General features: G+C 38.8%; 22 protein-coding genes. 16 read left to right on the plus strand and 6 right to left on the minus strand.

Annotated features, from left to right (window positions below; translation table 11 throughout):
• Positions 1-65 precede the first annotated feature (65 nt).
• The 11 genes from RFX69_RS08530 to RFX69_RS08580 all read left to right on the plus strand — a co-directional run bounded on the left by RFX69_RS08530 (position 66) and on the right by RFX69_RS08580 (position 10810).
• Positions 66-1043: an SIS domain-containing protein gene (locus RFX69_RS08530; RefSeq protein WP_001133552.1), complete on the plus strand. Its 978-nt coding sequence runs from the start codon at positions 66-68 to the stop codon at positions 1041-1043.
• A 3-nt stretch (positions 1044-1046) separates the two neighbouring features.
• Positions 1047-1586, plus strand: a complete 540-nt coding sequence (locus tag RFX69_RS08535) for an HAD family hydrolase (protein ID WP_000179337.1) — start codon at positions 1047-1049, stop codon at positions 1584-1586.
• A 37-nt stretch (positions 1587-1623) separates the two neighbouring features.
• Positions 1624-2172 carry an LPS export ABC transporter periplasmic protein LptC gene (lptC, locus tag RFX69_RS08540; protein WP_000381220.1) on the plus strand — a complete coding sequence of 183 codons (549 nt, stop codon included), beginning with the start codon at positions 1624-1626 and terminating at the stop codon, positions 2170-2172.
• Positions 2156-2704, plus strand: coding sequence for a lipopolysaccharide transport periplasmic protein LptA (lptA, locus tag RFX69_RS08545; RefSeq protein ID WP_000554244.1), 549 nt, complete (start codon positions 2156-2158; stop codon positions 2702-2704). The genes lptC and lptA overlap by 17 nt, the downstream gene beginning before the upstream one ends.
• Positions 2704-3450: an LPS export ABC transporter ATP-binding protein gene (gene lptB, locus RFX69_RS08550; RefSeq protein WP_001183458.1), complete on the plus strand. Its 747-nt coding sequence runs from the start codon at positions 2704-2706 to the stop codon at positions 3448-3450. The genes lptA and lptB overlap by 1 nt, the downstream gene beginning before the upstream one ends.
• 274 nt (positions 3451-3724) lie before the next feature.
• Complete coding sequence (locus RFX69_RS08555; protein WP_289332743.1) at positions 3725-5191, plus strand: TolC family protein; 1467 nt, start codon at positions 3725-3727, stop codon at positions 5189-5191.
• Positions 5188-7329: a type I secretion system permease/ATPase gene (locus RFX69_RS08560; protein WP_289332742.1), complete on the plus strand. Its 2142-nt coding sequence runs from the start codon at positions 5188-5190 to the stop codon at positions 7327-7329. The genes RFX69_RS08555 and RFX69_RS08560 overlap by 4 nt, the downstream gene beginning before the upstream one ends.
• Positions 7326-8516 carry an HlyD family type I secretion periplasmic adaptor subunit gene (locus RFX69_RS08565; RefSeq protein WP_000003555.1) on the plus strand — a complete coding sequence of 397 codons (1191 nt, stop codon included), beginning with the start codon at positions 7326-7328 and terminating at the stop codon, positions 8514-8516. The genes RFX69_RS08560 and RFX69_RS08565 overlap by 4 nt, the downstream gene beginning before the upstream one ends.
• A gap of 92 nt (positions 8517-8608) precedes the next feature.
• Positions 8609-9208, plus strand: coding sequence for a YigZ family protein (locus tag RFX69_RS08570; RefSeq protein ID WP_000885988.1), 600 nt, complete (start codon positions 8609-8611; stop codon positions 9206-9208).
• Positions 9201-9812, plus strand: coding sequence for a chloramphenicol acetyltransferase CAT (locus RFX69_RS08575; RefSeq protein WP_000132356.1), 612 nt, complete (start codon positions 9201-9203; stop codon positions 9810-9812). The genes RFX69_RS08570 and RFX69_RS08575 overlap by 8 nt, the downstream gene beginning before the upstream one ends.
• Before the next feature lie 155 nt (positions 9813-9967).
• Positions 9968-10810, plus strand: coding sequence for a universal stress protein (locus RFX69_RS08580; protein ID WP_001082436.1), 843 nt, complete (start codon positions 9968-9970; stop codon positions 10808-10810).
• A gap of 116 nt (positions 10811-10926) precedes the next feature.
• Here the strand turns inward: RFX69_RS08580 and RFX69_RS08585 are convergent, their stop codons facing one another.
• The 6 genes from RFX69_RS08585 to RFX69_RS08610 form a co-directional block, all read right to left on the minus strand.
• Positions 10927-11595, minus strand: coding sequence for an O-methyltransferase (locus RFX69_RS08585; protein ID WP_001186837.1), 669 nt, complete (start codon positions 11593-11595; stop codon positions 10927-10929).
• 139 nt (positions 11596-11734) lie between these two features.
• Entirely contained in the window at positions 11735-12457 is a 723-nt protein-coding gene (locus RFX69_RS08590; RefSeq protein ID WP_001986294.1) for a D-Ala-D-Ala carboxypeptidase family metallohydrolase, read from the minus strand.
• 129 nt (positions 12458-12586) lie between these two features.
• Positions 12587-12910, minus strand: coding sequence for a ferredoxin FdxA (gene fdxA / locus RFX69_RS08595; RefSeq protein WP_000144889.1), 324 nt, complete (start codon positions 12908-12910; stop codon positions 12587-12589).
• A gap of 345 nt (positions 12911-13255) precedes the next feature.
• On the minus strand, positions 13256-13786 hold the full coding sequence (locus tag RFX69_RS08600) for a GNAT family N-acetyltransferase (RefSeq protein ID WP_031946146.1): 531 nt from the start codon (positions 13784-13786) through the stop codon (positions 13256-13258).
• A gap of 64 nt (positions 13787-13850) precedes the next feature.
• Entirely contained in the window at positions 13851-16496 is a 2646-nt protein-coding gene (mutS, locus tag RFX69_RS08605) for a DNA mismatch repair protein MutS (RefSeq protein ID WP_032040482.1), read from the minus strand.
• 274 nt (positions 16497-16770) lie between these two features.
• Positions 16771-17238, minus strand: a complete 468-nt coding sequence (locus RFX69_RS08610; RefSeq protein WP_031379541.1) for an Lrp/AsnC family transcriptional regulator — start codon at positions 17236-17238, stop codon at positions 16771-16773.
• A 119-nt stretch (positions 17239-17357) separates the two neighbouring features.
• On the opposite strand from RFX69_RS08610, the gene RFX69_RS08615 reads away from it, so the two are divergent.
• The 5 genes from RFX69_RS08615 to RFX69_RS08635 all read left to right on the plus strand — a co-directional run bounded on the left by RFX69_RS08615 (position 17358) and on the right by RFX69_RS08635 (position 22665).
• A complete protein-coding gene (locus tag RFX69_RS08615; protein WP_032061791.1) occupies positions 17358-18218 on the plus strand; it encodes a DMT family transporter in 861 nt (286 codons plus the stop codon).
• Between the two features lie 508 nt (positions 18219-18726).
• On the plus strand, positions 18727-20076 hold the full coding sequence (locus RFX69_RS08620) for an EAL domain-containing protein (protein ID WP_114199132.1): 1350 nt from the start codon (positions 18727-18729) through the stop codon (positions 20074-20076).
• 130 nt (positions 20077-20206) lie between these two features.
• Positions 20207-21139 carry a lauroyl acyltransferase gene (locus RFX69_RS08625; RefSeq protein WP_000165398.1) on the plus strand — a complete coding sequence of 311 codons (933 nt, stop codon included), beginning with the start codon at positions 20207-20209 and terminating at the stop codon, positions 21137-21139.
• Between the two features lie 320 nt (positions 21140-21459).
• Complete coding sequence (locus RFX69_RS08630; RefSeq protein ID WP_223241117.1) at positions 21460-21768, plus strand: CorA family divalent cation transporter; 309 nt, start codon at positions 21460-21462, stop codon at positions 21766-21768.
• A gap of 207 nt (positions 21769-21975) precedes the next feature.
• A complete protein-coding gene (locus tag RFX69_RS08635) occupies positions 21976-22665 on the plus strand; it encodes a hypothetical protein (protein WP_000157168.1) in 690 nt (229 codons plus the stop codon).
• The last annotated feature ends 258 nt before the right edge of the window (positions 22666-22923 follow it).

Below are 22923 nucleotides of genomic sequence, written 5' to 3' on the forward strand. Positions count from 1 at the left end.
AATCTTTTGATTAAAATCACCGATCTCAACCAGAGATCAGATCAATTATTTTGAGTCAAACTCGTATGCCTAATCCTACAGATTTCCAAAGCAGTGCATTAGCGACATTGCGCATTGAGCAACAAGCCATAGATGTATTAGCAACACAAATTGATGACCGTTTTAATCGTGCTTGTGAAATATTATTACAATGCAAAGGTCGTGTTGTGATCACGGGTATGGGTAAATCTGGGCATATTGGCCGAAAAATGGCAGCGACATTTGCTTCGACAGGCACGCCGTCTTTCTTTATGCATCCTGGCGAAGCAGGGCATGGCGATTTAGGAATGCTGGTTCGTGGCGATGTACTTATTGCAATTTCCAACTCGGGGAAAAGCGATGAAATCATGATGTTAATGCCACTCATTAAGCATCTTGGTGTACCTCTTATTACGATTAGTCGTGATGATAAAGGCCCAATGCCGCAAAATGCAGATATTGCTTTAACTCTAGGTGAGTCTGACGAAGCATGCCCTTTAGGCTTGGCGCCTACTTCAAGTACGACAGCGACTTTGGTTTTAGGCGATGCTTTAGCAGTTGCTTTACTTGAAGCTCGTGGTTTTACTGCTGATGACTTTGCACGTTCGCATCCGGCAGGTGCGTTGGGTAAGCGTTTACTGTTACATGTAAAACATTTAATGCATACAGGTGACGAGTTACCGAAAGTTTCACCTGATACACCCATGAATCAAGTGCTTTACGAGATCTCAAATAAGCGTTTAGGTTTGACAACAATTGTTGATGAACAAGATCATCTACTCGGTATTTTTACTGATGGGGATTTACGTCGTCTCATCGATAAACAGCAAGGGTTTGATGTAAATTTACCGGTGTCTGAAGTGATGACAAAGAAACCGTCAACGATCTCTCAAGAAGCACGAGCTGTAGAAGCTCTACAACAACTTAACCAGAAAAAAATCAGTCAGTTTGTAGTAGTCGATGATCAGAACAAAGTGATTGGTGTAATTAGTATGCATGACCTTATTCAGGCAGGGGTGAATTAATCAATGGCATCGTATGCATTGTTAGAACAAGCACGTCATTTGCAGGCATTGGTTCTGGATGTAGATGGTATTTTAAGTGATGGCTTTGTGACATTAACCAACACGGGCGATGAAATTAAATCATTCGACATTCGTGATGGTTTGGGTATGAAACTTGCGCAACAAGCGGGTATGAAAGTCATCATTATTACTGGACGGAAAAGTAATATCGTTGAAAAACGCATGTCCGATTTAGGTGTCGATCTGGTTTTCCAAGGCCGTGAAGATAAAGGCTCGGCACTACGTGAAGCGTGTGCACAGTTTAATATCCTGCCTTCAGACTGCTTATATATGGGTGATGATTGGCCGGATCTTTCAGCATTTGCCATTGCCGGAATGAGTGTTACTGTTCCAAACGGACATGAAGAAGTGCGCCGTCGTGCGGATTTGGTAACACAGGCGATGGGTGGCCGTGGAGCTGTGCGTGAAGTTTGTGATATGTTGCTGATCGCAAAAGGCATTTACCAAGAACTTCTTGAAAAATATCTTGCAGTACCGCATTAATAACAAGATTACTTAAAAAGGTAGGCTATTCCTGCTCATGGATACCAGAGTTTTATATATTGTTGCTGTAGTGGTTGCTGCTGTGAGTGGTGGTTACTACTACTATAGTGGCAAGGCAAAAAAACTGGACATTGGTTCGGCGAAGAATATGACTTATTCGGCGCAGGGCGTCCATTTGACTCAAACTGATGACAAAGGCAATTTGTATATTCGTGCTGAAGTTCGTCAGCTTGAACAGGATATGCAACAAAAAACGTCAAAGTTGGATCAACTCAATGCCACTATGTATAAATTAGGTAAAGTTGATGCAACATTCTTTGCTAAACAAGCTTATGGATATGATGATAATCAAAAGGTTGTGTTATCGGGTGACGTGGTAGCCACTAAGTTGGCACCGCAAGGAACCATTGAGTTTCAAACCGATGAATTAACTGGTTATCCAAAAACTAGAGACATTGAAACTAATCATCAAGTGACAGTTCAGTCTCCACAAGGCGAGTTTGTGAGCAAAGGTCTAAAAGCCAATTTGAATAATGGTCAGTACGAATTTTTTAATATTCGAGGAAAGTATGCACCAAAGTCTTAATTTAAAACGTTCTTCAGCTTTCCTAAAACAAGCTGCGGTAATTACATTCGTTGCTTTATCATCTGCTTCGACTTTTGCTTTGCCGTCTGACCGTAATCAACAAATTTCGTTAGTGGCAGACCGTGCAACTTATAATGAAAAAACCGGTTTGACGACTTATACGGGTAATGTCGTGATTGAGCAGGGCACCATGAAGCTTCAGGCCGACTCAATTGTTGCTACGCTAAACTCTAAACGTGAAATTCAAACGATCACTGCTAAAGGTAGACCGTCTAAGTTTCAGCAACAAATAAGTGCTGATAAAGGTATTGCACGCGGTGAAGGACAAACGATTGTTTATAATGCAGATACAGGCATTATTACCTTGTCTGGCGGTGCATATTTATACCAAGATGGTTCAAGTATTCGCGGTAACACCCTGAAATATAGTATGAATAAGGGTGATGTTGAAGCTCAAGGTTCTTCTTCAAACCGTGTACAAATCATTATTCCACCTTCAAGTTCAAAAAGTTTCCCAGGAGCGCGTGACTAATGCAGCAAGCTCTTCAACAACCGCAAACTTTGTGTATTAAACACTTAGCAAAAAACTATAGTAAGCGTTGGGTTGTCAAAGACGTCTCTTTTAGTATGCAAAGTGGACAGATTGTTGGTTTGCTTGGTCCTAACGGTGCTGGAAAAACCACCAGTTTCTATATGGTGGTTGGACTAGTGCGCATGGATAAAGGTGAGATTCATCTTGATGACTTGGATATGTCAGACCTAGCGATGCATGAACGTGCACGTAAGGGTATTGGTTATTTACCTCAAGAAGCTTCTATCTTTAGAAAATTGACGATTGCTGAAAATATTATGTCGATCTTAGAGACGCGTAAGGATTTGAATAAACAGCAACGTCAGCAGCGCCTTACTGAGTTATTAAATGACTTTAAAATTAGTCATATTAAAGATTCATTGGGAATGAGTGTATCTGGTGGTGAACGTCGTCGTGCAGAAATTGCACGTGCTTTGGCCGCAGATCCGAAATTTATGCTTTTGGATGAGCCGTTCGCTGGTGTTGACCCAATTTCAGTAGGTGATATTAAAGATATTATCCAGACCTTAAAGGATCGCGGTATTGGTGTCCTCATTACCGATCACAATGTTCGTGAAACTTTAGCAATTTGTGAACGTGCTTATATTGTAAGTGAAGGCTCGGTAATTGCCGAAGGCACACCACAAGAAATTTTAGACAATGAACAGGTGCGTAAAGTCTATTTAGGTGATGATTTCACAGTTTAATTAAAGACATTAATCTGTTTGGTTAAAAAGAGGTCAAGGCCTCTTTTTTTATTTTTTAGTATTTTATAAATAAAAACAAATACATATATCAATCATTTAATGAAAAAATAATGTGTGATTTATTCCATCAATTATGCTGCTTTAGGTGAAAAACTATGTAGAATGTAGAAGCTTTTAAACGATAACAAACAAGATCAACAAGATAAGCATGATTGGATATAACCAAAGAAGAGTAAGAGGGATATGTAGAAAGCAGGCTTTCCTGAAAGGGCTTATGCTTTTAAGTACACTACATGTACCTGTCGTGATATACGCTGCTAAGCCAAGTGAGCAATACCACACCCTGAAAGAGAACTTGTCACAACTTTTTGTCCCTAAAAGTAGTGATGACTTTAAAGTTGCCAAAATGCACAAGCTTAGTAATTTTAAGCTAGACCGTTCTATTGTGCAGGAATTTCCTACTGTTCAACTTAATGATAATCGAGCTTCATCTTTTTCTAACTTGCCATCTAGAACGATGACATTGCAAGATGCGGTAAAAATTGCCATTCAGCGTAGCCCCGATATTTCACAATCTATTGCAACTTTAGCAGGTCAAAATTCAGGAGTTGACGTTGCTAAAGCCGGTTACTATCCCCAGCTTTCAGGAGGGATTACGACTGGTGATTTAAGCAGTGGAGAACGAGGTCGGCAGTTATTAACCTTAAGTGCTACCCAAATGCTTTATGACTTCGGTAAAGTCAAATCAGGTGTTGATGTTGAAGAAGCGAAAGTTCAGGTTGAACAAGCCAACGTCTTGGTTAGCGTTGATACTCTAGCTTTGGATGGTGCACAGACCATTGTGAATATTCAGCGTTATCTACAGCTTAATAAAATTGCTGAGCAGCAAATCGCCGGTATTCGACGTATTCAGGAAATTGCTAACCTGCGTGCAAACGCTGGTGTCGCGAGTCAAGCCGACCCAATTCAGGCTCAGTCATACTTACAGGCAGCGCAGTCTGCTTTGATTGCTCAGCAATCATTATTACGTCAATACCAACAGCATTTAAGAACCTTATTAGGTGCGGATGTTAGTCATACCGGATGGATTATTTCCGATGATCTCGTGAAGCAATCTGATCTTTATGGTGAACCTGAGTTTAATACTATTCCAAAAATGATTGCCGCGCAGGCAGGTGTTGAGGTTGCAAAAGCTCAAAAACAACAAACCCGTTTAACCCGATATCCGACCTTGGCTGTGAAAGGTTCGGTAAGTCAGGCGATTAATGGTAAAAACCCAAATAACGACAAAGATGACGGTTTATATAGTTCAGTCATGCTTGAAGCAACCAGTCAGTTTTACCAAGGCGGTGCTACCGCTTCACAAGTAAAAATGGCAAGTTATGCCGAAGAAGCTGCAAAAGCCAAAGTGAATTCGGTGTATATGGATGTTCTGGACCAAATTAGAACAAGTCGCGAACAGATTGAAAATAAACAGCGTCAAATGCAGGTTTTGGCAAGTCGCCAAGCAACAACGGTTCGTACACGTGAACTCTATCAAGAGCAATACAAGCTCGGTACGCGTTCATTGGTCGATTTATTAAATGCTGAACAAGCTATTCATAGTGCCAACTCAGAACTCGAATCAGCACGTTATGACATTTATAGCAGCATTGTTCAGTACATTGAAGCAACAGGACGTTCCCGCCAAGCCTATGGCTTAAATAATATTTCAATTCAGGGGTTCGAAGTACAACCATGATGACAAAAATAAATTACCAGCCTTGGCTACAGGCGGTCTTAACTATTGCTAAACATTATCGAATAGAGCCTTCAGAAGAAAGAATTCGTTTACAACTTGATTGGAACCAAAATCAGAATTTAGATAACGTCTTGCAGTTAATGACACGTCAAGTCGGTCTGAATCTTCGTAAGGCACCATTTTCCTTAGACTTACTCAACCCATGGCGTTTACCTGTCATGGTGGAGTTTAATGATGGCCAAGTCGGTGTAATCGATAAGGCCGATACACAAGGAAATGTGAGTATCCAGTTCAGTGGAGATCAGGGCCTTTCGCAAAGTTTATCTTTAGACGCTTTAAAAACTACACTTAAAAATGTCTATATCTTGCGTCCTGAAACGTCTATACCAGATGCACGTATTGACGAATATATCAAACCTTATGAAGCCAACTGGTTCTGGTCAATCGTTTTAAGAGACTGGAAACGCTACGTTGATATTATGTTTGCCTCACTGATTGCCAATGTGTTGGCACTGGCAACCATTATTTTCTCGATGCAAGTGTATGACCGCGTGGTTCCATCCCAGTCAATTCCAACTTTATGGGTTTTGGCGGGTGGTGTACTGATTGCCGCTCTTTTTGAGTTTACCTTACGCGTTTCACGAGTATATTTATCCGATATTATTGGTAAACGTGCTGATTTACGTGTGTCGGATCGTGTATTTGGCCATGCCTTAAGAATTAAAAATAAAGATCGCTCGAAATCTACAGGTAGTTTTATTTCCCAGATTCGTGAACTCGAAGGCGTTCGTGAACTGGTCACCTCAACTACAATTAGTGCGATTGCCGATTTTCCGTTCTTTTTCCTATTCTTAGTAATTTTTGCCATTATTGGTGGAAAACTGTTCTGGGTAATGTTACTTGTTGTGCCGCTTATGATCTTGCCAGGTATTTTGGTACAGAAGAAGCTGGCTCAACTGGCACAAGAAGGCATGAGAGAATCTTCAATTCGTAACGCAATTTTGGTAGAAGCGGTGCAAGGTATTGAAGACATTAAGCTCTTACGTGCTGAATCACGTTTCCAAAACCAATGGAACCATATGAATGAAGTCTCAGCCGACATTGGTATGAGACAGCGTAAAATTGTGGGTACCTTAATGGCGTGGACCCAAATGGTTCAGGGTTTAACTTATGCCATTGTGGTGTTAGTGGGCTGTTTTGCGGTAATGGACGGTGAAATGACCACAGGTGCTTTAGTCGCATGTTCAATTTTATCTTCGCGTATGTTAGGGCCAATTGCCCAGATTACGGGCGTACTAGGTCGTCTACAACAGGCAAAAGTTGCTAAGCAAAGTTTAGATGAACTTATGCAGCGTCCGATTGATCAGGCTGACCGTTCACATCTGGTACACAAAGCTGTTTTAAATGGCGACTATGAATTAAAAAATATCTTGTTCCAATATGGAGAAGAAGATCCGAGACCAAGTCTTGCAATTCGCCATTTAAAAATTCGTGCCGGAGAAAAAATTGCGATTTTGGGTCGTAATGGTGCTGGTAAGTCGACATTGCTTCAACTTTTATCTGGTATGCAGGTTCCAACTCAGGGAGCTGTGCATTTAGATGGACTCGATCTTTCTTTAATCGACCCATCAGATGTGCGCCGAGATATGGGGCTACTCAACCAGAATGCACATTTATTCTACGGAACAATCCGTGAAAACCTGACTTTAGGTGCACCGCTTGCAACAGATGAAGATATTCTTCGTGCATTGGTAGTAACAGGTGCTTTATCTTTTGTTCAAGAGAAAAAAGAAGGCTTGGATTACTTTGTTTTAGAAGGAGGCGTTGGTTTCTCTGGTGGTCAAAAGCAAGCTTTATTGCTGGCGCGTTTATTGATTCGTCAACCGAATATTTTATTGCTTGATGAGCCGACAGCAGCCATTGATGATGTTGCAGAGAAACAATTAATTGATCATCTCAAAGGATGGTTAGCACACCGAACGTTGGTTGTAGCGACCCACCGCCGAGCTGTTCTTGAACTGGTCGATCGAATTATTGTCGTCAATGAAGGCAAAATCGTGATGGATGGACCACGAGATCAGGTACTTAATCAATCTACAGCCCAACAAAAACAAGTGAGCCAAGGGGGCAATTCATGAGCGAACAACAACAAGAACTTACCCGTTCAATGAATGTATCTTATAGTGAACCACCATTACCGCGTGCCAGTTTAGTCATCTGGATCGTGGGCATTGGTTTAGTGATTTTCTTTATCTGGGCATGGTTTTTTAAGCTTGAAGAAGTTTCAACCGGTACAGGTAAGGTTATCCCATCATCTAAAGAACAGGTCATCCAGTCTTTAGAGGGCGGTATTTTAACTAAGCTAAATGTACAAGAAGGCGATATTGTCCAAAAAGGGCAAATTCTTGCTCAGCTTGACCCAACCCGTTTTGCTTCAAATGTGGGTGAGTCGAGATCTTTATTAATTGCAGCTCAAGCCACAGCAGCACGTTTACGTGCGGAAGTGAACGGTACACCATTGGTTTTCCCTGAAATAGTTGCACAAGATCCGAAGCTTGTTCATGAAGAGACTGCTTTGTATGAATCACGCAGAGCCGATCTTGAACAAACGCTTTCAGGATTAAGACAGGCTTTACAACTGGTTCAGCAAGAATTGGCCATGACAGAGCCTTTGGTTGCTAAAGGTGCTGCTAGTGAGGTTGAGGTTTTACGCTTACGCCGTGAAGCAAATGATTTGCAAAACAAGATGAACGATGCACGTAACCAATACTACGTTAAAGCACGTGAAGAGTTATCTAAAGCAAATACTGACACGCAAACTCAACAACAGGTGGTCATGGGCCGTAACGACAGTTTACAACGTGCCGTATTTAAAGCCCCTGTGCGCGGTGTGGTAAAAGAAATTACAGTGACAACGCATGGCGGTGTGATTCCACAAAACGGTAAGTTAATGACCATCGTTCCAATTGATGAACAGTTATTAATTGAAGCCCGTATTTTGCCTCGTGACATTGCGTTCATTCGTCCGGGACAAGAAGCTTTGGTTAAGATCACGGCCTATGACTACTCAATTTATGGTGGTTTAAAAGGTAAGGTTACGGTTATTTCTCCAGATACCATTCGCGATGAAGTGAAACAGGATCAATTCTATTATCGTGTTTATATCCGAACTGATTCCGACAAGCTTTACAATAAAGAAGGTAAAGCATTCGGTATTACACCGGGTATGGTGGCAACTGTAGATATTCGTACGGGTGAGAAGACTGTACTGGATTACTTACTTAAACCATTTAATAAAGCCAAAGAAGCATTAAGAGAAAGATAAGAAAAAAAGCCCCGAAATTCGGGGCTTTTTTATAGGTTTGCTTCTATTAAATTCACGTTATAATTTGATTTTTATTATGCTTTATTTCATTTATGGCTTTTACGATTGCATCACCCGTTACTTTTGAAGAAGAAATTAAAAAAAGTAGATTTCAGGCGATTGCTGCGCCAGTAGAAAATGAACAGCAAGTGAAAGAGTTTTTAGAATTAAATAAAGATATTTCGACCACACATCAATGTTGGGCATGGAAAATTGGGCATAACGTTCGCTTTAATGATGATGGGGAACCATCTGGTACAGCGGGACGTCCAATTCTGGCAACTATTGAAGGAAATGACCTGACTAATATTATTGTCATGGTGAATCGCTGGTATGGCGGTATAAAACTGGGAACTGGTGGCCTTGTTCGGGCGTATGGTGGTTGTGCCGGACAATCTTTATTGTTAGCTGAACGTATTGAACTGATTGCCAAGAAAACGATTCATTTTTCTTGTCATTTTAATGAATGGGCCATCTTTCAGTATGAGCTGACACAGCAGCAAATTGAATATCAGGAAAGTTATACTGCAACAGGTGTCGATATTGAAGCGAGGCTACAGGTTCACCAAATTGAACCACTCGCTCTAAAACTGCGAGATGTAACTCGTGGTCGCGAAGAATTAAAAGTTGAGGAGGAATTGACTGATGACTGATTCTTTACTCAAGTACCGCGAGCAGCATAAACACCGTTTAAATTATATGCCATGGCTATATTGGACATTGAAACCCAAACACCGTGTTTGGGCGGAAGAATGGCAAAAAGAATATCAGGCTTATTTAATGGATATGGAAACGGTCGAGATCGGGGAGAACTGTTTTATTTCACCGTTAGCCCATATTTTTGCCGAGCCGGGACGGAAAATTAAGATTGGTGATAATTGTTTTATTGCGGCAGATTGTAGTTTGCATGGACCGCTTGAGATTGGTAATGAGGTTGCAATTAACCACCACTGTATTTTAGATGGTGGTCGAGCAGGCATAAAACTACATGATCAAGTTCGTATTGCTGCTTATTGTCATCTCTATGCATTTGATCATGGCATGCAACTCGACCGTCCACTTTACCAACAGCCTGTTCGCTCACAGGGTATCGAAATTGAAAAAGATGTTTGGTTAGGTGCACATGTGGGGATTAAAGACGGGATTAAAATTGGAAAACATGCTGTAGTTGGCATGAATAGTATGGTGACAAAAGATGTGGAGCCGTACCATATTGTGGGAGGAAACCCAGCAAAATTTATCCGTTTAAGAGAATAATGCAGTCTCAAGAATGTAATAAAATGTTTGATCTTTAAACAAAAAAGTGGATTTTAATACATAAACCTTAACATACGGATTTTTATCTATGTTAAGTTAAAGCTAAGTTATAGAAAAATCTCCAAGGCAAATAGACCTGAAGAAGAGAGGCAAAAATGAACCGTGTTATTGCGTGTATTGACTCATCACCTTGTATTAATGCTATTGCAGATGCAGCGGCTTGGGTTGCGAAAGCAACTGGACGAGAGCTTGTATTATTACAAATTCTAGATTACTACCCGGCAAGTTATCACCTTGGTGAAATTAGTGGCGTAATCGGCTTTGAAAGCAATGCAATGTTGCTTAAAGAGTTAGCTGAATTAGAGCAAAAACAAAGTGAACTCGCTTTAGATTACAGCAATAATTTACTCAGACATATTTCTGACTTAATTAAAGAAAAACACGGAATTACTTGCTCAAAAATTCAGGAAAAAGGGGATTTTCTAGAGCAAAGTTTTAATCTCTTACACGAAAACGATATCGTGATTTTAGGTCGCGTAGGCGAAAGAGCTGCCGAAAAACATAAACCGATTGGCAGCAATGTTGAAAACTTTATCCGCGGTGCAAATTGTACGGTTTTGACCATTGGTGAAAACTTCAAAGTACCGACACGTTTTATTTTCGCTTATGAATACTCTCCGACATGTCAAAAAATGATGCGCCGTATTGCGCAAAGTGATCTATTACGGACTTTACAATGCCATTTAGTTTATGTCGGTGACCATCCTGAAATATTGAATGAACCAGAGCATTACTTGAAACAAGCGGGGCTAGATGTAGTGACCGTTTATAGATACGGTGATGTGGCGCAAAATATTCTAGAGTACCAACAAGAACACGGCATTCAAATTATTGTGCTCGGCGCATTTAGCCATAGCAAAATACATCAGTTCTTCTTGGGAAGTATTGCAACCACGATTTTCCGTAACGCGACTGTACCATTACTTGTGGCTAAATGATGAGATTTGCATATAGTTATCCGCAAATCTTGTGGATAACTATATGGAAAAGCAGGGGTAATAAAAGTAATTTATTGATTATAAATAATAAAATGAAAAAGATGATTTTTTAACCATTATTTCACAATTGCAATTGCAAAACCATCATGACCTTTTGAGCCAACCGTTTGTAAAGCTGTGCAAGACAAAATTTGCGGATGATTTTCTAGGGCTTTAAAGGTTTCACGAATGCCTTCAATACTTGGTTTTTTGTTTTCAGGATTCAAAATATCACCGGCACGAATGACATTATCTAGCACAATAATAGTGCCAGATTTTGAAAATTTGAGACTGAGTTCTAAATATTCCGGATAGCCCTGTTTATCGGCATCGATAAAGATAAAATCAAAAGGCTCAATCGATTGAGGGTCAATTGCGGAAAGTACATCGGCAGCACGGCCTAATTTAAGCTCAACTTTTACAGGCAGGTTGGCATGATCGATATTCTTTTGAGCCATTTCTGCATGAGTATCACGACCTTCAATGGTAAGCAAATAGCCATCTTCAGGCAATGCACGTCCTAACCAGATTGTACTGTAGGCAGCAAAGGTCCCAATTTCTAAAACACGCTTGCACTTATTCATCTGAATGAGCATTTGCAAGAACATTCCTTGATTTGGAGCAACTGCAAGATGATTTGAAAAGCCGTGTTCGTCGGTATTTTTTAATGCAAAGTCGAGTCGAGGATCTTCGGGAATTAAATGTGAATCGATATATTCGTCAATGTCTGTCCACATCTGCTGCATAGTCAAATTTACCTGTATGTTGATAGGCGTATTTTAAACGTTTATGACTAGAGTGCAAAAATCTTCGATTCAAGAAATTTTGGTTGACTATAGAATGAGCAAATCCCCTTAAACTGAAGCGCATAAGGGGATTTATATTTTAGAAATTACACATTGACGTATTACGGGTTAGGTCAGGTCCCCAAGTACGATAGCCTTGAGTATCAATATGGATTTGTCCTGAACTATATAATCCAATACCTAAATTTAAACTTTGGCCGTGCTGAGCCCAGAACTGACACAATTTAAACTTCGTATTTTCAATAAAAGCGTAGTCTTGTGGCTGTGGAACTTCTGGTCCAATACGGAAATCGATGGCAGAGTTAAATAAATGCTTAGAAGAACTTGCGCCGCCTGCACATTCATTTAAAGGTAAGTCTCGGTAAACTGAAGTTACCTCAAAGTCGGTTAAAACTTTTGCGGCAATAAGATATTTAAAGACACGTAAGGTCGATAAAGAATTATTCCAAAGTTCACGGTTAGGTACCGCATATTCTGAACGGCCACACTTCTGCCAATCACGAGCGGATCTTAATAATTCAAAACTTGGTACGATACCTGCCACATCATGACGCGCCAGGAATTTTTCATATTCGCGTACACGTTCATAATGATCGCCTGTATTTAACCAAGCGCGATAGGAAGCAGGTTCAACTTTAGGTGGAATTGGACGTTCGATAATAACGCGCTCTTGAGGAATAAAGATGCGCTTACCGCTTGGAGAGGTTTTGCCTGTTGTTGTGTGTTGAGGAGAGCTGGCGCAACCCACCATAATCGCAGGGATTATGCATAGGGGCAGCATGCTCTGCAAAAACTTCCGCATAAGAAAAATCAAAAGCTTATAAATATTGCGCCTATTTTAATGCAAAACAGTGCACAAATTACGAGGAATTTGCAATGAAATGTTTGAATAGGGTATAAAAAAGATCAGCGGTTGCTGATCTTTTTGAAATTATTTTTCTAGATACTGTAACTTATCTGGTTTGCCGTTCCATTCTTCGCGGTCAGCAGGTTGTTCACCAATTTGAGTAATGTTAGGCCACTTTTGAGAAAGTTCAGCATTTAATTCAATAAATACTTCTTGACCTTCTGGTAGCTCATCTTCAGAGAAAATTGCATTTGCAGGGCATTCTGGTTCACACAATGCACAGTCAATACATTCATCCGGATTAATCACTAGGAAATTCGGACCTTCGTAAAAACAGTCTACAGGACAAACTTCTACGCAATCTTGGTATTTACATTTAATACAATTTTCAGTGACAACAAAGGTCATGGCGACAGCTACCTAAAAAATATGGTTTCATTTCGAATAGCTTATTTTAGGCAAAAAAGGGGTAAACAAACAATTGCTTTTATTGATATTGTTTATTTATACATATGAAGATAAGTTAATACATTGATATTCAAAAGAATGTTTCAGCTTAAATAAGAGCTAAATTATAAAATCAGGATAATAATAAGTTTTATAAAACAATAGTTTAAATAATTTTTTTGTCATGAGTTTTAATGTCATTTGGGTCAAGGTATCTGTTTAGGCAGACACCTCAACTACAACATTTACTTGTAAATTTTGCCTCTATGCTGAATTGATATACAAAAAAATCGTCAAGTAATGAGCTTAAAGTGTACAAAGTAAATGGATGTCTTCTGGTTCAAGTTCCCATAATTGCCGATCTGGGTGCTTTAATACGACCGCGCCATGCTTTATATAGAAATCTACTGTACGCTTACTTGGAGTGGCTGAAATATAAAGTTGATTGGCTTCCAATTGCTTGGCCGATTCTTTTGCCGCTTGCATCAGCTTTGCACCAATACCTTTGCCTTGTTGATCGGCATCGACGTAAAAATATTGCAGTAATTTTGCATTGGGATAATCAGTAATAGTCTGATTCGAGACTACACTAATGCCAGCCAACTGTTCAGACGCATCAAAAGCACCGATAAATAAAGCCCCTTGTTCATAGAGTTCTTTTAATTTGGGCGGATCATTTTCTAAATGATAAGCATCCCAATGTTTAACATCATAAAAACAATCTGTTAATTCTAAGTGTTCTTGCTTTTGTAAGTAGAGTTGGGTAATCAGTTCACGACGATTAATCTGTTGCCAAATTAAATCGATCTCTGTGTATTGTAGTGGCCTTAAGAAAATAGAAATTTTATTCTCCTTAAAGTAAGAGCAAACATGCCTATACACATGTTTGCTCAATGAGTGATTATGAATTAAGCGCTGCTTTTAGCTCATAAAGCTGTTCAAGTGCCTGACGAGGAGTCAGGTTGTCTACTTCGATTTGCTTAAGTAAATCGAGGGCAGGTGAAGAGACTTCGACTTCTATCACTTTCTCTATGACTTGAGTGCTTGGGGTAACTTCTGAATCTAAAGTTGCAAACAAATCACTTTGAACACTAGTTTGTAAATGCTGCTGTTGTTGCTTCTCTAAAATACGTAAACGCTTCTGAGCTTCTTTAATCACATTAGCTGGAATACCGGCTAATTTTGCAACTTGTAAACCATGACTTTGGCTTGCTGGTCCTTGTTGGACTTTATGCAATAAAATGAGATTACCGTTTAACTCTTGAGCAGTGACATGGTAGTTATCAATACCAGGTTCGCTACCCAACTCTGTTAATTCGAAATAGTGGGTCGCAAACAAGCAAAGACATTTAACGCGTTTGGTTAAATCAACCACACAAGCCCAAGCTAAAGAAAGACCATCGTAGGTACTGGTTCCGCGACCAACTTCATCCATTAACACAAGCGATTGATTCGTCGCATGGTGCAAGATTTGTGAAGTTTCAGTCATCTCAACCATAAAGGTCGATTTGCCTGTCGATAAGTCGTCGGCTGAACCAATACGGGTAAAAATACGGTCGATTGGGCCAAGTTTGGCAGCTCGTGCCGGAACGTAACTACCGCAGTAAGCAAGCAAACTAATTAATGCTGTTTGGCGCATAAAGGTAGACTTACCGCCCATGTTTGGACCGGTAATAATTGCCATACGGTGCTGCACATCAAGGAAAGTATCATTTGGTGTAAATGGTGCTTTACTTAACGCTTCAACTACAGGATGGCGGCCACCTTGAATCTTAATACCTGTTTCTGGAGTAAATTCAGGGCGTGCCCAATTATTTAAACGCGCTTGATGAGCAAAGTTTGCAATTACATCAATTTGCGCGATTGCTGAGCTCATCATTTGTAGGTGAGCAATATTTTCACGAAGGTTTTCAAGTAAAGCTTCAAATAATGCTTTTTCACGAGCTAATGCACGCGACTCACTGGATAAAACTTTATCTTCAAAACTTTTTAGTTCAGGGGTAATGTAGCGCTCGGCATTCTTTAATGTCTGACGGCGGATATAGTCGGCCGGGGCTTGCTCGGCTTGAGCGCGAGTCAGCTCAATGTAGTAACCACTCACACGGTTATAACCGATTTTTAAGGTGCTAATACCAGTACGTTCACGCTCTTTTATTTCTAAATCAATGAGGAATTGACCTGCATGATCACGAATTTGGCGTAATTCATCAAGTTCAGCATCATAGCCTTCTGCAATTACATTGCCATCACGAAGTAATACAGGCGGATTTTCAACAATCGCAGCCATTAAATGTTGATGAAGCGCTTTAAAGTCACCCAATTCCTGATCGAGCTGTCCTAATAACTTAGATTTCTTTGCTTGTACAACAGGTGCTAAAGCATTTCGTAAAAATGGAATTTGCGCGCAAGCATGACGAAGTTGCACTAAATCACGTGGTCGCGCACTACCCAGCGCCACACGACTAAGAACACGTTCAATATCACCAATTTCTTTAAGTACCAGACGAACAGGGCTTTCATGGTAGCCTTGAATCAATTGCTCAATCGCATCTAAACGTGCATCAAGTAATGCTGTATCACGGACAGGCTGCATGAGTATTCGGCTAAGTAAACGTCCACCCATTGCAGTTTGGCAATCATTCACAAGTTGAAATAAAGAAGTTCCGTGCTCAAACAAAGGTTCAATAATTTCCAAGTTACGGCGCGTGATTGGGTCGAGCGCAATAAAATCAGTACTTTGTTCTAAAAGAATTGAACGGATATGAGGTAACGCCGTTTTTTGAGTTTCTTTGGCATAGTGAATAAGTGCTGCCGCGGCGGCTTTAGCCAAAGGTAACGGGTCTAGTCCGAAACCAGAGAGTGTTGATACAGAGAACTGGTCACATAAGGTTTTTTGCGCATTGTTTAAATTAAAATCGACATTTGGGCGCTTGGTTACAGGGCAATCTAAATGTTTTTTAATTTGTTCGATAATATTCGGGTCAACCAGATCTTCATCAATCAAAATTTCACTTGGCATGAGGCGAGCCAGTTCAATTGGAAGTTGTTCCGGTTTGTAGTCTTGTTGTTGAACTTTAAAAATACCCGCACTTAAGTCGAGTAAAGCAAAACCGATCTGGTTTTGATGGATACATAGCGCAACAAGGTTAGAGGACTGATAACTTGTAAGTAGTGCGTCGTCAGTTAAAGTACCCGGTGTAAGAATACGAACAACTTTGCGTTCAACCGGGCCTTTGCCAGTAACTTCGCCGACTTGCTCACAAATAGCTACAGTTCGGCCGGCTTTTACTAAACGCGCCAAATAACCTTCGGCTGAATGGTAGGGAACACCTGCCATTGGAATAGGGTTGCCATTTGCTTTACCCCGATGGGTTAAGGTAATACCTAAAAGTTTGGCTGCTAAATGCGCGTCTTCAAAGAACAGTTCATAAAAGTCGCCCATACGATAAAACAGCAACGCATGTTGATAGTCTTTTTTGACTTTGAGATATTGCTGCATCATTGGAGTGTGGTTGGAGAGATCAGCCATGATTTCAGCGCTATTCATGCGTAATAAACCCTTAAAAAAACGAAAAATCTACTTTTGGTTTATTAACCAATTTCAAGTCTTTAAAAATGAATGTAATTCAAGAAAAGTACAACAACTGGATGAACTTTAGAATCAGCATCCCTAGTATAAAGTGACTTCAGACCATTCCAGTGGTGCAATGGTAACAAATTTGAGTTAACGAAAAAAAGTGATCAAGCATTGAAATAGAGGTTGAATGTAGCAAGACATAAAAATAGAACAATTGGGTCTTTTAAGCCAAGGATTGAAAAACTTAAATATTCAACTCAAAGCTTACTTTTACGCGATCTAAAACAATGAGTGTTCTATAAGTTTTTACATCCTCATTATCAGCGAAATGTTTTCTAACTAAACTTTCAAAATGAGATAAGTTATTGCTCAGCATGATAATTATAAATGAGACTCCTCCATTCACGAAGTAGCACTGTTGAATTTCTTCAACAGAAGCAAAGTATAGCTTCGCTCTGTCCATAACTACTGAACGATCTTCGCTAAGGCGGACCTCAATAATGGAAGTAATTTTTTCACCAAATTTGAGGGGATTTAAGATAGCGCAATTTTTTAAAATAATTTCTTTTTCTTCCATCCGAGTTATACGCCTTTGTACAGATGCAGCGGATAGACCGATTTTTTCAGAAATTTCTCGATGGGAAGTTTTATTGTCTTTTTGCAGTATTCTTAAGATCGCATAATCAAAATTATCTAAAGAAATCTCTGACATGAGTAAATCTCTCATTAAATATTAAATATAGAGTTATTTAATCGTTTTACCGTGAAAAATAGAAGAAATATATTGATTATAGAGAATTAAAATTTCAATCATTCCCCCCAATAGTAAAGATGATGATTGAGACAAACTCCAAACAAGGTATGGCATTTGCAGCCGCATTTTTATCTTTAGTTTCTGTACAGATCGGCGCAGCAATAGCAAAAGTCCTTTTTCCGATTCTTACTGCTGAAGGAGTCACCTTAACTCGACTTGCCTTATCGGCCTGTTTCTTATGGATAGTCTTTAAACCATGGCGACAGTGGAATAAACAGACCAATTGGAAAAATCTAATTATTTATGGATCAATCCTCACTTTAATGAATACTTTGGTTTATAAAGCATTTTCTTACATGTCTGTTGGGATTGCGATTTCCATCGAAGTGTTAGGACCACTTACGGTTGCTATTTTAATGTCTAAAAATAAATTAGATTATTTTTGGGGTGGATTATCTATTATTGGTTTGCTTCTTCTACCTATGGGCAATGCCAATAATAACTTTAGTTTTATTGGCATGACGTATGCTTTATTAGCTGCAGTGGGTTGGGGACTGTATGTGATTTATGGCTCAAAAGTTGCACAAGGTGGTGGTAGCTCTGTTGCGACCGGAATGTTTATAGCGGCTTTACTTGCAACGCCTTTAGGTGCATCTCACATTATCCATATTTTTGATAGTTATAAGATTCTTTTTACATGTTTACTTATGGCGATGCTAGCAAGTGCTATTCCATTTATATTAGATATGATTGCCATGAAAAAACTGCATCCTCGAGTTTTTGGGATTTTACTAAGTGCGTCACCCGCAGTCAGCGCTTTGGCTGGATGGCTGATTTTAGATGAACGATTAAATAGTTTTCAGGTTCTAGGCATAACAATTATTATGGCATCGTGTGCAGGTTGCTCTTATTTCTCTTATAAACGCAATAAGGTATAAGCTGAGACTACTATATTATTAAAAAATAAATATTTCTGGTAAACATGAGATAGCCCGATCAAAAAATATGAGATGGGTATCTCATGGGTTCTTTAGCTTTTAGCTCCAACCTCAGAACAACAAAGCTCACAACTTGGTCATTAGCAGCATAATTAAGCACACATGTGCATTATTTTAAATGGTCCTATTGATGAATCTAAATAATAAAAATATTTAACGCAAAAATTGTAATTCACTAATTTTTCTGCACTTAAAGGCTGTACCTGAGAGTCATAGGCATGTATCGTTAAGTCATGATACTTTAAAATTATAGAGTGTTTAAAAAGCAGTATCGTTCAAGTGACCTAATCGGGCTATACCATTAAGGTGGTTAAAACTTGATCTCAAAATAATAAGTACAAATCACAATGGGAGAAATGATTACGTTTTATTGGTAAATATTGAAATGGAGTATCAATGACCAAGCTGGCTGGGGTCCTTTAAAGAAATATTTACGGTTGGTTTATTTATGATAACTTCGTCTTACTTTAAAAAACACAAGAAACATTATCGCTCCCTAAAGGACCAACAGCTTACAATCGCAGCCAAAGCAAATATCTTTATTTGTATTATTTTTTGCTTATTTTGGACTATATATTTTGCATTTGCCCAAATGTGGGTGATTGTTTATATGGATATCTGTTTCACACTAATTTCCATATTTAGCTTTTTTCTTATTTATATAAACCGTATTTCGGCAGGGATACTTTTATCACAAGCGGTTCTGCTGGTGTTTCCAGTGGTTTTTTGCTTATTTTTCGATGTTGCTACGCCTGATCGCCCTCGAGTGGCCCATTTGTTTTTACCTGCCGGAGCGATATTGGGGTATTTGAATTACCGTAGGGAGCCAAGCTTCTTACAAATTGTTTTAATTTTACTGTCGATTGGCTGCTTTATATTTTTTAGTGGTAGCTCTTTTACTCTCGATAATGCCATACCTTTATCAGAAGATATTCGTGATCATGGTGGGTGGATAGCCACTTGTGTCGCTACTCTTATGATTTGTATTTCAATTTATACCATGCAACTAGAGATACAAATAGAAAGCAGTATGGAGCACAATCTACGTTTGGCACTCACTAAGCAACAATTTGAGCTTTTTTATCAGCCCCAAGTTAATTCGTCAGAAAAACTGATTGGTGCGGAAGCCTTGTTAAGATGGCATCATCCGGTTTTAGGGTATATTCCAACAAAAGAGTTTATTCCGGCAGCGGCAACTTTTGGGTTAATGCCAGAGATCGGCGAGTGGGTATTGGACCAAGCCTGCCAAGTTTTACAGGACTGGAGTAAAAAAGAAGAGACCAAAGATCTTACGCTTTCAATCAATATTAGTGCTGATCATTTTATGCAATCTAACTTTGAGCACACGGTGATTGGTCTGGTTCAGCGGTATGACTTCAATCCATCTCGGCTCATATTAGAAATTACTGAAAATATTGCTTTAAATAATTGTGCGAGCATGATCGAAAAAATGCACTTCTTATCTAAGCATGGTATTCAGCTTTCACTTGATGACTTTGGTACAGGGTATTCATCCTTAAGCTATTTACAAAAAATGCCAATTAAACAAATTAAAATTGATCGCAGCTTTGTACAGGCAGCTTTAGATGATAAACGCAGCAATAAATTAGTGACGGGTATTATTAAAATTGGCCTAGATTTAAACCTTCGCGTGTTGGTAGAAGGAATAGAAACGGCTGAACAGTTTAGTGCTTTTAAAAGTAATGGTTGTACCGAGTTTCAGGGCTATTTATGGGGCTGCCCAATGTCTTTAAATGAGTTTATCAAGCAATTGTCCATCAAGACCGATAAAGAATAAATCTGAGCACTCACCAGTACTGTTTAGCAGTAGTTTGCTAGATTGAGTCTAATATTAAGACACACTTTACAAACGTATGTAGAGTGCGAGTGTGTTAGGATGAATTTCTATACCTCTAGATATTTACAATATGACGAAACCTGAAGCGCAGTATCAATCAGGGCAATTTCAATTTTCCTTTCTATCATTAAAATATTGGGGTATCTGGTTCACAGCTTTTATTCTAATGTTTCTTGCGTACTTGCCTTGGGCAATCCAGTGGCGCTTAGCAAAACTATTTTCAAAAATTGCTTGGACACTATTGGGTTCTAGAAGGAAAACGACTTTAAGAAATTTAGGTGCGTGTTTTCCGGAAAAAACACCTGAGCAAATTGAGGCCAAGGCTAAGTCGGTTTTTACCGATACGATGATTGGTATATTTGAAGCCTTAAATGCTTGGTATTGTCCTGCATGGTTTAAAAAAAGAGTTCATATAGAAGGCTTGGAACATCTAAATGACAATCGGGATCGGGGCATTCTGCTGTTAGGCACGCATAGCACATTACTCGATGCCGGAGGTGCTGCATGTACGTTATTTTTTGATATGGATGTGGTGTATAGACCTCAAAATAATCCTTTCATGGATTTCCTCATTCATCGTAGTCGCGCTAGGGTTTATAAAAACCAAATTGCAAAAGACAACATGCGTAGCTTAATTGAAAAACTCAAAAATGGTCATGCAATCTGGTATAGCCCTGATCAAGACTTTGGTTTAAAGCAAGGTGTCATGGCTTCATTCTTTGGAATACAAGCAGCCACAGTCACGGCACATCGAAGACTCATGGATATTTCAAACGCTGTTGCAATACCATTATATTTTTACAGAAGCGGGGATATTCGAGATCCTCAATATAACGTACTAGTAGAACCTAAACTTGAAAATTTTCCTAGCGAATGCGAAGTGAATGATGCTGAACGCGTCAATAAAATTATTGAAAACCAGATTCGGATCGCCCCAACACAATACATGTGGTTTCATAGAAGGTTTAAAACTCGTCCTGCTGGTGAAGCGAAGTTTTACTGATTTTGTTATGCCTTTTTATACAGTCAACTGAGAGATTTAAAGGCCTTTAAACCGAGACTTTATAAATCCCAAATGAACAATAATTTTTAATTATTTATCCTTAGTTTTTAATGATCTAATTTAAAACAAATGTCATTTTGTGTGCTTGACTGTATGGGGCTTGGCTACTAACCTTCGTAGCGGTAGGACGGAGGTGGGACGCCTTGTGCGTGCCGGTTTCTAGATGACTGGTCTGTCAACCCGCCTTCGTTCTACCACCATCATTTGATAGTGATTTGGTAGAACCGCAGATTTTAGTATCTAAACTAGCTTGTGACGTTGTGGAAGTTAAGAAATACGCGTCATTTGAGTATGAACAAGTTAGATATCTTCAGAATGCTGTCACGAATATTAAACAAAACCAAATTGTTAAGGTCTTTACTATTATTACTGCTGTGTTTTTATCACTAACATTGGTAGGTACATTTTATGGGATGGACTTTGATGTAATGCCTGAATTATCTTGGGAGCACGGTTTTTTATATTGTATGATACTTACTTTAGCAGTAGCGATAATACCTTTAGCATATATTAAATACAAAGGTTGGTTACGTTATTCTATATCCAGAATGTGCTCTTTCCGAATATAAAAGGGCATAATAAAAGTATTTTAAAAAGATAAGCGTATATTTCCTTCTATTAATTCTTTTCATTTTTTTTTGATTTCATTTAAAACATAAAGTAAAGTTTGCTCGCAAGATATTAAATAAAATGCATGGCTTTTTATAAATATTATAAAAAGCTTTTGATGAGTTTTATAAAGCTAAACATATGATTCCAAATTGTAAAATATAGATATGGCCTCTAAAAACTTTCTTTCTACGCTGCCACGGAAAATTAAAGAGAACAAAGGGAGTATAGCTATATGTTTTATTCTTTTTATTATTCCTTTATTTGTATTTCCTACTTATCCTAAAAACGAATGGCAGTACGAAATATATCAATACATTACACAAATTATGCATGTGACTATTGGTACGAAAGGGCCATTACCGTTTTTTACGATTCTTTACAGCCTTTATATAACCATAGTCATGTTCATTGTTGGTTGTGTTATATGTTATTTTTTTATTAGAAAATATGGAATTAATAACGCTTATCAAGAGGAAATCTATAAATTATTTTTCAAAGCCGAATTTGAATCTTCAAAAAAATACCGTTGGTTAGAAAAGCCTCTAATTAAAAAGACTTTAGTCTCAAGTACCTTTGCTGGGTGTTTTGTCATGGGAATTATTCACTTTATTGAGGATGATATTACTCAGCAAAGACCTAGACGTAGAGGTGGACTTATAGCATTTAGTTATAATTACAGAGTCGGGGTGATGTTTTGGGAAATAGTAACAACTGTCTTTAGCATTTTCCCGATTTTTTATTTTGGCTTGTTATTCTTATATATCATTAATTATTTTTTTCGCGGGTTAGGTACAGGTAAAGTGGTTGTTTTAGAAAAAACTTCAAACCCAAAATTCAGATCTTCTAATAAATAATTATAAGTAATTTTCAAGTGAAAAGGATTTTTATATAAATCACAAATGAACAATAAATTTTAATTATTTATCCTTACTTTTTAATGATCTATTTTAAAACAAATGTCATTTTGTGTGCTTGACTGTAATAGGGCAGAGCACTATCCTTTGCCTGCTGGCCACATTGCCAGTCGGTTTTAGCAGGCCGTATTTACCCAAAGCACACGAAAAAGTCTCTCTTTTTTGTGGGCATCCCTACGTGCCCCCTCTGCGGCGGAA

This window comes from Acinetobacter sp. 148, assembly GCF_031196675.1.
GTDB lineage: Bacteria > Pseudomonadota > Gammaproteobacteria > Pseudomonadales > Moraxellaceae > Acinetobacter > Acinetobacter baumannii.